This window comes from Pseudomonas sp. CAU 1711, assembly GCF_039888625.1.
Lineage (GTDB): Bacteria > Pseudomonadota > Gammaproteobacteria > Pseudomonadales > Pseudomonadaceae > Aquipseudomonas.
Map to the genome: position 1 here is coordinate 90,301 of NZ_JBDQQT010000017.1, position 12,389 is coordinate 102,689.

Genomic DNA, 12,389 nt, shown 5'->3' on the forward strand with positions numbered 1-12,389 from the left:
CACCACAGTAGGCGAGAGACGCAGGCAGGGAGGCACTTCGCAATACCCGCGGGTTTCGCGAGCAGAGCTCGCTCCTACGCGCGCGCTGGCGGCGCGGCGGCCACAGCGACAGCAAGCGGCTCCCCGGGGCGTGGCCATTCCCACGCCCACTGAAGCCATCGACTTCGGAAGGCTCAGTGCGCCACGCCGAACTGCTCGCGCAGGCGCTTGTTCTCCCGGTGCAGCTCGCGCTGCTGGAAGGCCTCGCGCAACTGGTTACGCAGGTCCTCGGGCTCCCAGGGCTTGGTGATGAAGCGGTAGATCACCCCCTCGTTGACCGCCTTGAGAATGCTGCCGACTTCGGTGGTGCCGCTGAGCACCATGCGGATGGCGTCCGGGTAGATGATCTTGATCTTGCGCAGGAAATCCACGCCACTCATGTCGGCCAGGCGCATGTCGCTCAGCACCACGTCGACCGGGTGCGTGGCCATCAGGTTGAGCGCGTCGGCGCTGCAGTTGGCAGTGAGGATCTGGTAGTTCTCCAGGCGCAGGGCGCGGCGCAGGGAGTTGAGGATGGCCGGCTCGTCGTCGATGATCAGCAGATGGCGCGCCACTCCGTCGAACAAGTTCTCCGGCAGCTTGAGCGAGCCACCGCTCTGCAGGAACTGCTTGCAGGCCTGCGGCGGCAGGGGTGGCGAGTAGTAGTAGCCCTGCAGCTCGTCGCAGCCGGCGGCGCGCAGGAAGCTCATCTGCTCGGCCAGTTCCACCCCTTCGGCGATGACCCTGATACCCAGGTTGTGGCCGATGGAGATCATCGAGCGGGCCAGCGAGGCGCTGTCCGGTTCGGTGAGCACGTCGGCGATGAAGCTGCGGTCGATCTTCAGCTGGCTGAAGGGGAAGCGCTTCAGGTAGCCGAGGGAGGAATAGCCGGTGCCGAAGTCGTCGATCGAAAATCGCACGCCCAGTTCGCACAGCGACTGCATCTTCTGCTGCACCACATCGGCATCGCTGGCCAGGATGGTCTCGGTCAGCTCGATCTTGACCCAGGTCGGTGGAATACCCTGGGCCTTGAGCACGGCGAGGACTCGCTCGGTGAAGTCCGCCTCGGCGAAGCTGATCGCCGAGAAATTCACCGCCACGCAGAGGTCCTGGGAGAAGCTCTCCCGCCAGATCGCCAGCTGCTTGCACACCACCTCGAACACATAGAAGTCGATGGCGACTATCCAGCCGGTCTCCTCGGCCAGGGGAATGAATTCGGCGGGCGGCACTATGGTGCCGCCGCGGTTCCAGCGGATCAGCGCCTCGAAACCGCACATACGGCCGCTCTGCAGGTCCAGCTGAGGCTGGTAGAAGACGATGAACTCCTGGTTCTGCAGGGCATGGCGGGTCTCGCGCTCCATCGCCAGGCGCATCTGCACCTGCTCGTTCATCGCCGGCATGAAGGCGCAGATGCGATTGCGCCCCTGGTGCTTGGCCTGGTACATGGCGGTGTCGGCGTTGCGCAACAGGGTCTCGACGTCCTGTCCGTCGCTGGGGAAGCAGCAGAAGCCTATGCTGCAGCTGACCTGGACCTCCTGGCCCTCCAGCATCAGCGGGTTGGCGATGCTGTCCTTGAGCTGTTCCAGCCAGCCGATGTGCTCGCTGGGCTGATCGGTGTCGGCCAGCAGCACGATGAACTCGTCGCCGCCCAGGCGGGCCACCGTATCGATGTCGCGCACGCTCGCCCGCAGGCGCTCGGCGATCTCCCGCAACAACAGGTCGCCCGCGCTGTGCCCCAGGCTGTCGTTGACCACCTTGAAATGGTCGATGTCCATGAAGGCCAGGATGAACTGGCCGCGACTGCGGCTGGAGAAGACGATGGCCTGACCGATGCGGTCGTTGAGCAGGTTACGATTGGGCAGGCCGGTGAGGCTGTCGTGGTTGGCCTGGTGTTCCAGCTCCTCCTGGTAGCGCTTGCTCTCGGTCACGTCGTGGAGGATGCCGACGAAGTGGCTGACCTTGCCGCGGTCGTTGACCACCGGCGCCACGCGCAGATCGTTCCAGAACTCCGAGCCATCCTTGCGATAGTTGCGCAGCAGCGCCGCACCCTCCTCCTGGGCCGTCAGTGCCCGGCGGATGTTGTTCAGTTCCGCCTGCTCGCGCGCCTCGCCCTGCAGGAAGCGGCAGTTGCGCCCCAGCACCTCATCGGCCGAGTAGCCGGTGATGCGCTCGAAGGCGGGGTTGACGTAGACGATGGGCTGATCCGGCTGCTCGTTGTCGGTGATGATCACCGCGTTGACGCTGGCCTCCACCGCGCGGGTGCGGGTGCGGTTCTCCAGGTCGCGGCGGCGCTGCTCGGTGATGTCCTGGATCACCACTATGGCGCCCTGGATCACCCGGTTGATGTCATGAAAAGGCACGGCCGAGTTGAGGATGGTCTTGCGCTCGCCGGTGAAGGTCTCGATGTCGATGACCTCGTTGCGCGAGATCGTGCCCTGGCGCAAGGCACGCATCATCGACCAGTCATCCTCGGTGACGCGCTCCCCACTGTCGGCCCACCAGCCGCGATAGTGGGCGTAGCCTTCCCCGCCGCTGGGCGGCGGGCCACCCCAGATCAGGCTGCTCTCCGGGTTGCTCATGATCAGCCGGCCCTGCTGGTCGGTGACGAACACCCCCACCGGCAGGCTGTCCAGCACCTTGCGCAGCAGCGCCTCGCTCTGGCTCAGCGCCTTGGTGCGCTGCTCCACCAGCAGCTCCATACCCTCGAACAGGCGCGCGCGGCCCAGCGCCATGGCCAGCTGCCGGCCAATGGAGGCCAACGCGCCCAGCGCCTCCTTGGACCAGGGGCTGGCCTCGCGCCGCACCACGTTGAGCATGCCGACTATCTCGCTGCCCATCTGCAACGGGATGCTGGCATGCACCGCCGCCTCCGACATGCCGACCAGCGCCGGGCAGCCCTCGATGTTGCAGGGCTGGTCGAGATTGTCGCTGAACCAGGCGTGCCGACAGGGACAACGGCTGGCGCAGTCGCCGAGCGCGTCGAGCGGGAAGCTCGAAACGCGGGCACAGGCGCCGCTCACGCTGACGCCTTCGTTGGGGTCCTTGGCGTCGGCGAGCAGCAGCCAGGCGCCCACGGCATCGGGGAACTCGAGGATGCGCTTCAGCGCCGCATCTATGACATGCCGCTCGCTCTTGGCGTCGGTCAGGCCGCTGGTGAAATGGAACAGGCAATTGAGCAGCGAGTTGGTGCGCGTCAGCTCCTCGTGCTTGGCCTGCAGCTCGTGGTTCAGGCGCACGCCCTGCTCGTAGGTGGAAATCAGCAGGTCGAGAATCTGCTGGCGCCCGGCGGTGATGAAGTGACGCTCGCCCTCGAGCACCACCTCGACGCCCATCTGCACGCGCTCATGGGTGCGCAGCTCGAGGTTGATGAGGAAGTAGCGGATGCGCGACATCAGGTACTTCTCGTCGAATGGCTTGACGATGAAGTTGTCCGCGCCCGAGGCCAGGCCATGCACCACGTCGCGGGCATCGGCCAGCGAGGTGACCAGGATGATCGGGATGCTCTCGGTCTGGGCCGAGCCCTTGAGCTGGCGGCACAGCTCGTAGCCGTCCATCTCCGGCATGACGATGTCGCTGATGACGATGGTCGGTTTGCTCTTCGCCACCATTTCCAGCGCCTCGCGGCCGTTGTGCGCCACGCGCACCTTGCAGCCGACCGTTTCGAGCATGTACTGCAACTCCGTGGCCTGGGTCGGACTGTCCTCGACCACCAGGATGTCTGCGTTTGCGAACATGGTCATTCCCTCCTGTCGCTTCCGTTCGGCGCGACCATGCGCGCGGCTATGGCGTTGAGCACCTGCGCTATGCCTTCCGGTGGCAGTACCTGGCGCGCGGCCTGCAGGGCGATGGCGGCCCTGGGCATGGAATCGATCACGGCGCTGGAGGGCTCCTGCACCAGGGTCAGGGCGCCGCAGCGATGCAGCTCGGCCAGCCCCTGGGCACCGTCGCGGCCCATGCCGGACATCTGAATGCCGATCGCCCGCTTGCCGAAGCACTTGGCCACCGAGCGAAACAGGTGATTGGCGGCCGGTCGCACATGCTCCTCGGGCGGGCTGCTGTCCAGCACCACGCGGCGGTCGGCGGAAAAGCCCAGATGGTGAGCATCGGGCGCCAGATACAGATTGTTCGCCACCAGGCGCCGGCCCTGCTCGGCCACCTGTACCTGCATGCCGGTCAGGGTCGCCAGCCAATCCCGGAAGCTGGGCAGGAAGCCGGGGGCTATGTGCTGCACCAGCACCAGGGGCCAGGGCTGCGGCTCCAGCCGCTGCAGGAAGGCCTTGAGCGCCAGCGGCCCTCCGGCCGAGGCGGCGATGGCCACCAGCTGGGGGTCGCACTCCGCGCCGAAGGTCACCAGCGGAGAAGCCTCGCCGACATCCTCGGGGGTTCTGCGCTTGCGGCGGACGATTTTCACCTGCGACATGCTGCGCAGGGTGCGCAACAGTTCATCGACGCAATCGGCGAAGTCCAGCGAAGTCGGCGACGTCGGTTTCTCCAGCACGGCCAACGCGCCGGCCTCCAGCGCCCGCATCGCCGTGCTCGAGGCGAAGTGGTCGACGCTGGCGGTGACAATCACCACCGGCAGGGCATACAGTTCGAGGATGCGCGCGGTGGTCTCGTAGCCGTCCATGCCCGGCATATGCACGTCCATGGTGATGATGTCCGGGGTGTAGGCCGCCAGCAGCCGCAAGGCCTCGTCTCCATCCTGGGCCTCGCGCACCTCGTAGCCTTCGCCTTCGAGCACGGCACGCACCAGCATGCGGCTTACCGACGAGTCATCCACTATCAGTACGCGCATCTCGCTACTCCTCAGATGAGCCGGCGAATGACCTCGAGCAGGCTGTCCTGCTCGAAGCCACTCTTGACCAGATAGGCGTTGGCCCCCGCCTCGAGCCCGCGAGCGCGGTCCTCGGCGGAATGCAACGCGGTGACCAGCACCACCGGCAGATCCGCCAGTTCGCGGTCGGCACGGATGCGGCTGGTGAGGGTGAAACCATCCAGACGCGGCATCTCCACGTCCGATACCAGCAGGTCGAACTGCGCCTGCTTCAACGCATTCCAGGCCTCCAGGCCGTCGTTGGCGGTGGTGACCCGGTAGCCGGCCGCCTCGAGTATCGCCTTGAGCAGGCCGCGCGAAGTGAAGGAGTCCTCGGCCACCAGCAGGCGCTGCGCCGCCTCCGTCTTGCGCGCCTGCGCCTGCTGGCCGAGGCTGGTGCCCTGCGCCGCCTGGGCGCTGTGATAGAGGTCGACGGGGTGCAGGATGGGCACCAGCTGGCCATCACCCAGCAGCGTGGCGCCCATCAGGTTGCGCACCCTCAACAGCTGGCGCCCCAGGCCCTTGACGACTATCTCCTGATCGCCCAGCAACTCCTCCACCAGCAGCAGGAAGCGCTCGCCGCGCACCCTGAGCAGCAACAGGGTCAGCTCGCCGCCGGCGGGCGGCGGCTGCACTAGGCCGAGCACGTCGCCCAGCGGCCAGAGCGGCAGCACTTCGCCTTCGTAGACCACAGACGGGCGGTTCTCCAGGGTGCGCACGACGCTCGCCGGCAGGCGCAGGCAGCGCTCCACGGCGAGCGCCGGCACGGCGAAGACCCGTTCGGCGTTGCGCACTATCACCGCGCGGAAGGTCGACAGGCTGAGCGGCAGGTGCAGATGGAAACAGGTCCCCTGCCCCGGGCTCGACTCCAGATCGATGCGCCCGCCCAGGCGCTCCACGCTGTCCTGGACGATGGCCATGCCGAGGCCGCGCCCGGAGATGTCGGTGATCATCGCGCTGGTGGAGAGACCGGAGGCGAAGATCAGGGCCCGCGCCTCGCGCTCGTCCAGGCCCTCGGCCTGCTCCTCGCTCAGCCGCCCCTCGGCCACCGCCTTGGCGCGCAGAGCCTGGGTATCCAGGCCACGCCCGTCGTCGGCGACGCGCAGCTCGAAGGCATCGGCCGACTCCTGCAGCAGTTCGACACTCAGCTTGCCGACGGCCCCCTTGCCCTCGGCGCCGCGCTGCTGCGGCGTTTCCAGGCCATGGTCCACCGCGTTGCGCAGCAAATGGGTGAGCACCACCCGCAGCTCCTCGAGGATGCGCTTGTCGATCTGCAGACTCTCGCCGCGCACCTGCAGTTCCACGCGCTTGCCCGCCTGGGCGGCGAGGTCCTGGACCATGGCCGGCATGCCTTCCAGCAGACTGCGGCCGGACAGCAGCAGCACGCCCTGCATCTCCGTGCTCAGCGCCTCGGACAGCAGCGCCAGGCCCTGCGCCAGATGGTTGCCGGCCCGCGCCAGGCGCGCCGCGCCGAAGTGCAGGCGGTCGAGTTGGTCCTGGCTCCAGTCCAGATGATCGAGCAGCCCCTTGAGGTCGTCGCGGACGGCGACGGGAAAGTCCTCGATACCGTCACGCAGGCGCTTGATGGCGCCGTTGCCGATCCTGCGCCTGCTGCGCTGCGCCTCGAAGGCCAGCGCATGTTCCTGCAGGCCGCGGGCATGGGCGGCCGCCTCCAGCTTGTGTTGCAGCAACACCTCGCAATGGAACAGCAGGCCGTCCAGGCGCTGGGTGGCCACGCGCACCGTGCCTGCAGCTGTGGCGGCCGGGGCTTGGTCGGCTTGCGCCTCGGGCAGTGCCGTCTCCAGCACGGGCAGTCGTACCTCGCGATCCGCGCTGCTGTTGCCGAGGCTGTCGATCACCTGGGCCAGTTCGCCGCCGTCCAGGGTCTGCCCGGCATGCAGCCGCTGCACCGCCTTCAGTGCCACACGGCACAGGTCCACACGCTCCGCGGTCAACTCCAGCTCGCCGTGGCGCACGGCACTGAGCAGGCCCTCCCAGGCATGGCAGAGTTGCTCGATCTCGCCGACTCCGGCGGCCCGCGCCGCGCCCTTGATGCTGTGCACCTCGCGAAACAGGGACTCGATGTCGGCCTGGCCGGCGCTGCGCTCGCGCCAGTTCGCCAGCGTGTCGCCCAGCGTCGCCAGACGCTCGGCCACCTCGCTGCGGAAGCTCTCCAGCAGCCTTCTCCTGAGTTCTTCGCGATCCAGGCTCATGGCATCCTCACAGCTTGAACTGGGCCGCGAGGCCCTTGAGCTTCACGCCGAGCTCGTGCAGGTTGCGCGCCGCCAGGTCGACCTGGCGGGCACCGGCCACGTTGTCCTGGCTGGCCTGGCGGATGCTTTCCATGGCGCCGCCGATCTGCTCCATGCCGATCATCTGCTGCTGGCTGCTGGCGGCGATCTGCATCGCCACCTCGCTGGACTCCTCGACACTGCCACCCAGGGTGCGGATCGCCTCGCCGCTGCTCTGCGCCCGCTGGTAACCGCCCTCCACCGCCTTGCTGCCTTCCTCGGCCAGCATCACCGCGCGGGTCATCGCCTTCTGGATGTCGCCCAGGATGCCGCGCACTTGGGCCGTGGCCTGCTTGGACTGCTCGGCCAGGGTCTTCACCTCCTGCGCCACCACCGAGAAGCCCTTGCCCGCCTCGCCGGCCTTGACCGCCTCGATCGAGGCATTGACCCCCAGCAGGTTGGACTGCTCGGCCAGGTCGTTGACCGAGGCCACGATCTCGCCAATCATCTGGCTCTGCTCGCCCAGGCGCATGATGCTCTCGGCCACCGCCTGCATCTGCTCGCGAATCTGCCCCATGCCCTGCAGGTTCTGCTCCACCGCCTGCAGCCCGCTCTGCGCCACCTGACGGGTGCGCTCGGTGCTCTCGCTGACCGCCTGCGACTGGTTGCCCGACAGCACCGCCGCCTGCTTGACCTCCTCCACCGTGGTGGCGATCTCGCTGATCGCCGTGGCCGTCTCCTGGGTGCTGGAGGCCACCTGGGTGGTCACCGCGAGAATCTCCTCGCTGGCGCTGGCCAGCACCGAAATACCCTCGTGCAATTCGCCGACCAGGTTGCGCAGATTGCGCACCATGGCGGTGAAGGCACGACCCAGGACGTCGCGCTCGGTGACGGGCTGGATGTCCTCGTGCAACTGGCCCTGTGCCAGGCTTTCGGCCTTGGCGGCCAGGCCCAGCAGGTAGTGGCCCATGCGTGTAAAGGCCAGGGATAGGCGCCCGACCTCATCGCGCCGTGTCTCATCGCGGATGTCGCGGGGAATTTCTCCAGCGCTGATCTGCTCCGCCCAATCGGTCAGGCGCGCCAGCGGGTGAGCGATATGCCGGCTGAACAACCAGGCCAGCAGCACGCTCAGCCCGACCAGGACCAACCCCAGCAGCAGGGCGAACTCACGCTGGGCAGCCAAGTTCTGCTGTGAGCGGACGACCGACTCGGCGACACGCTGCCCGCTAAGCTCCACCAGCTGCTCGCCGAGGGTATTCATACGCTCCATCCGCTGGGCCTGAACGCCCACGGCCAGGCTGCGCGCCTCGTCTATCCGACCTTCCTGGATCAATGGGGCGATGCGGGTATCGCGCGTCTGCACGAAGTCTGCCCGCACCTGCTGCAACTCACTCAGGATGGCGCTCATTTCGGCGTCATCGCCGAGGCTGGCATGCAGCTGCTGCAGCAGCAGGTCGTTGCGTCGCGAGTTCTTCTCGACGGCATCCAGGTAGGCCTGGCGCTGGTCCGACTCGGTCTGGCTGATCACCAGCAGCAGATCGGCACGCTGGCGCAAGATGTTGGTCAGCACCTCCTTGATATCGGATACGCGCGCGTAGGTCCGCTGGAACAGCAGCGCATCGGCCTTCTGCTGGTTGGAGAAACGTTCCAGGGTCACGAACTGCACACCACCGAAGCCCAGAATCAGCAAGCAGAACGCCAGCATCAGCTTGCTACCTATCTGTAGATTCACCAGCTTGTCCAGCATCTTGCTTCTCCTTATCCGCGCAGTGCTGATGCCTTCGGCAAACATGCCGTTTCACAGCTTGAACTGGGCCGCAAGGCCCTTGAGTTTCACCCCGAGCTCGTGCAGGTTGCGCGCCGCCAAATCGACCTGACGGGCGCCGGCCACGTTGTCCTGGCTGGCCTGGCGGATGCTCTCCATGGCGCCGCCGATCTGCTCCATGCCGACCATCTGCTGCTGGCTGCTGGCGGCGATCTGCATCGCCACCTCGCTGGACTCCTCGACGCTGTTGCCCAGGGTACGAATCGCCTCGCCGCTGCTCTGCGCCCGCTGGTAACCGCCCTCCACCGACTTGCTGCCTTCCTCGGCCAGCATCACCGCGCGGGTCATGGCCTTCTGGATGTCGCCCAGGATGCCGCGCACCTGGGCCGTGGCCTGCTTGGACTGCTCGGCCAGGGTCTTCACCTCCTGCGCCACCACCGAGAAGCCCTTGCCCGCCTCGCCGGCCTTGACCGCCTCGATCGAGGCATTGACCCCCAGCAGGTTGGACTGCTCGGCCAAGTCGTTGACCGAAGCCACAATCTCGCCGATGGTCTGGCTCTGCTCGCCCAGGCGCATGATGCTCTCGGCCACCGCCTGCATCTGCTCGCGAATCTGCCCCATGCCCTGCAGGTTCTGCTCCACCGCCTGCAGCCCGCTCTGCGCCACCTGGCGCGTGCGCTCGGTGCTCTCGCTGACCGCCTGCGACTGGCTGCCCGACAGCACCGCCGCCTGCTTGACCTCCTCCACCGTGGTGGCGATCTCGCTGATCGCCGTGGCCGTTTCCTGGGTGCTGGAGGCCACCTGGGTGGTCACCGCGAGAATCTCCTCGCTGGCGCTGGCCAGCATCGAGATGCTCTCGTGCAGTTCCTGAACCAGGTTGCGCAGGTTTCCGATCATGGCCGCGAAGGCCCGCCCCAGGACATCGCGCTCGGAAGCGGGCTGCAACTCACCCTGCAGCTCACCGCGCGCCAGGCGCTCGGCCTTGCCGGCCAGGGTCTGGAAATACTGGCCGGTACGGGCGAAGGCCTGGCCCAACACGTCGTGCTCGGACAACGGCGCGTTCTCGGGCAGCTCGCCGCGGGCCAGCGCCTCGGCCTTTTCCGCTAGCGCCAGGAGATACTCGCCCATGCGGGTGAAGGCCTGGCCCAGCAGGCCCACCTCGTCCAGCCGCCGGCTGAAGCCCAGCTCCCGAGGAATCTCGCCGCGGCTGATCCGCTCGGCCCAGGCGGTGAGTTGGCCCAGGGGGCGCGCAAGGTCGCGGGTCAGGGCCCAGGCGAACAAGACCGTGAGGCCGACCAGCAGCCCGCCGACGCCAAGAAACAGACCGCTCTGGCGAGTCAGCAGGGCCTCGCTGTCGCGTAACTGCTCGCTGGTTTGCGTCTGCATCTGGGCCGTGAGCCTCTGCCCCAGCTCGCGGATCTTCACCACCCGCTCGGCCTGGATGCCGAGAATCAGGAGGCGGGCCTGATCGACCTGCCCTGCACGCAGCAGGGGGAAGATGTTGCGCTCGCGGGTCTGGTTGAAGGCCTGCCACAGGCCATGCAGCTCGCGCAGCAGGCTTGCCGCCTCACTCTCGCCCTGTGCCTGGGCCATGAGCCGGCGAAAGAGTTCCTCGTCCTGAGTGACACGCTGCTGAATGCCCGCCTCCAGATCGGCGCGCTGCTGTGGGTCGGCGCTCAGGGTCAGAGCCAATAGATCAGCGCGGACGGCGTCCAGGCCGTTGCGCAGTTCGCGCAGGTCCAGCTCGCGCGCGACCGCTCCATCGAAGAGATCCTGCTGTTTGGCCTGTATCTCCTGCAGGCTGAACTGGGCCATGAGCAGCAGGCCGGCGAAGCCGACGATGATCATGCCGAAAGTCAGGATCAGCTTGCTGCCGGTGCGTAAGTTGCTCAGATCGAACCCCATGGGCTTCCTCCCCTCGCTCCGTATCAACTCAGAGTTTGAAACGGGCCGCGAGGCCCTTGAGCTTCACCCCGAGCTCGTGCAGGTTGCGCGCCGCCAAATCGACCTGACGGGCGCCGGCCACGTTGTCCTGGCTGGCCTGGCGGATGTTCTCCATGGCGCCGCCGATCTGCTCCATGCCGATCATCTGTTGCTGGCTGCTGGCGGCGATCTGCATCGCCACCTCGCTGGACTCCTCGACACTGTTGCCCAGGGTGCGGATCGCCTCGCCGCTGCTCTGCGCCCGCTGGTAACCGCCCTCCACCGACTTGCTGCCCTCCTCAGCCAGCATCACCGCGCGGGTCATGGCCTTCTGGATGTCGCCCAGGATGCCGCGCACCTGGGCCGTGGCCTGCTTGGACTGCTCGGCCAGGGTCTTCACCTCCTGCGCCACCACCGAGAAGCCCTTGCCCGCCTCGCCGGCCTTGACCGCCTCGATCGAGGCATTGACCCCCAGCAGGTTGGACTGCTCGGCCAGGTCGTTGACCGAGGCCACGATCTCGCCGATGGTCTGGCTCTGCTCGCCCAGGCGCATGATGCTCTCGGCTACCGCCTGCATCTGCTCGCGAATCTGCCCCATGCCCTGCAGGTTCTGCTCCACCGCCTGCAGCCCGCTCTGCGCCACCTGGCGCGTGCGCTCGGTGCTCTCGCTGACCGCCTGCGACTGGCTGCCCGACAGCACCGCCGCCTGCTTGACCTCCTCCACCGTGGTGGCGATCTCGCTGATCGCCGTGGCCGTTTCCTGGGTGCTGGAGGCCACCTGGGTGGTCACCGCGAGAATCTCCTCGCTGGCGCTGGCCAGCACAGAGATGCTCTCGTTAAGGTCCTTGACCAGTTCGCGCAGGTACTGGCTCATGTTGACGAAAGCCTGATTCAGGCGGCCGACCTCGTCCTGGCGGGGATTGTCGGCCAGATCGCGGGGAATCTCGCCACGGCCGATCTGCTCGGCCAGACCGGTCATGCGTGCCAGCGGCTGGGCGATATGCCGGCTGAGCAGCCAGGCCAGTAGCGCACCAACCAACACCAGAACGGTACCGGCCTGCATGATCTCCTGCCGCAGGCTCTCCAGCACCAGGCGCGACTGTGCCGCGCTCTCGGCGATGCTTTGGTTGGTTCGCTCGACCAGTTGTTCGGCCAAGCCATGCAAACGCTCGACCCGCGAGCGCTGTGGCCCATCGATCAGGGCGCGAGCCTCATCCATCCGCCCGGCTCGCAGCAGCGGCAGCAGCTCGCTATCACGGCCGGCGACGTAAGCGGCACGCACGCCCTTGATCTCTCCGATCAGCTCCTTCGTCTGCTCATCCTGGGCTTGAGCCTCCAACTGCTCCAGTAGCAGGTCATTCTTGCGCATGGAGGCGTCGATGCTGTCCTCCAGGCCGTCCAGCTTGCCATTCAGCGCCGTCTGAATCCCGATGCGCTGCCGGTTGATATTGATCAGCAGATCCTTGACGTCGCTCACCCGCTCGTAGCGCCGGGTGAACTGCTGTTCCTCCTGCTGCTGCAGCGCGACGAAACGCTCCAGGGTGATGTACAGCAGCGCAGCGAAGCCCAGGATCAGCGCCGCGAACACCAGCATCAGCTTGCTACCGATCCGCAGGTTCAACAGATTTGCCAGCATGAC

The 12,389-nt window shown here is 67.0% G+C and carries 6 protein-coding genes; all 6 read right to left on the reverse strand.

The annotated features are described in order from the left end of the window. Positions 1-173: 173 nt before the first annotated feature. Genes AAFN46_RS18220 through AAFN46_RS18245 form a run of 6 tightly spaced genes read right to left on the reverse strand, consistent with a single transcriptional unit; the run spans position 174 to position 12,386 of the window. Complete coding sequence (locus tag AAFN46_RS18220; RefSeq protein WP_347810111.1) at positions 174-3,752, reverse strand: EAL domain-containing protein; 3,579 nt, start codon at positions 3,750-3,752, stop codon at positions 174-176. Positions 3,753-3,754: 2 nt separating this feature from the next. Then, positions 3,755-4,813, reverse strand: a complete 1,059-nt coding sequence (locus AAFN46_RS18225; RefSeq protein WP_347810112.1) for a chemotaxis protein CheB — start codon at positions 4,811-4,813, stop codon at positions 3,755-3,757. An 11-nt stretch (positions 4,814-4,824) separates the two neighbouring features. Further along, complete coding sequence (locus AAFN46_RS18230; protein WP_347810113.1) at positions 4,825-7,044, reverse strand: response regulator; 2,220 nt, start codon at positions 7,042-7,044, stop codon at positions 4,825-4,827. Between the two features lie 7 nt (positions 7,045-7,051). Continuing rightward, positions 7,052-8,809 carry a HAMP domain-containing methyl-accepting chemotaxis protein gene (locus tag AAFN46_RS18235; protein ID WP_347810114.1) on the reverse strand — a complete coding sequence of 586 codons (1,758 nt, stop codon included), beginning with the start codon at positions 8,807-8,809 and terminating at the stop codon, positions 7,052-7,054. A gap of 51 nt (positions 8,810-8,860) precedes the next feature. Continuing rightward, positions 8,861-10,732, reverse strand: coding sequence for a HAMP domain-containing methyl-accepting chemotaxis protein (locus AAFN46_RS18240; RefSeq protein WP_347810115.1), 1,872 nt, complete (start codon positions 10,730-10,732; stop codon positions 8,861-8,863). A 28-nt stretch (positions 10,733-10,760) separates the two neighbouring features. Then, the gene (locus tag AAFN46_RS18245) at positions 10,761-12,386 is read right to left on the reverse strand and encodes a methyl-accepting chemotaxis protein (RefSeq protein ID WP_347810116.1); all 1,626 of its coding nucleotides are present in this window, start codon (positions 12,384-12,386) and stop codon (positions 10,761-10,763) included. Positions 12,387-12,389: the final 3 nt, after the last annotated feature.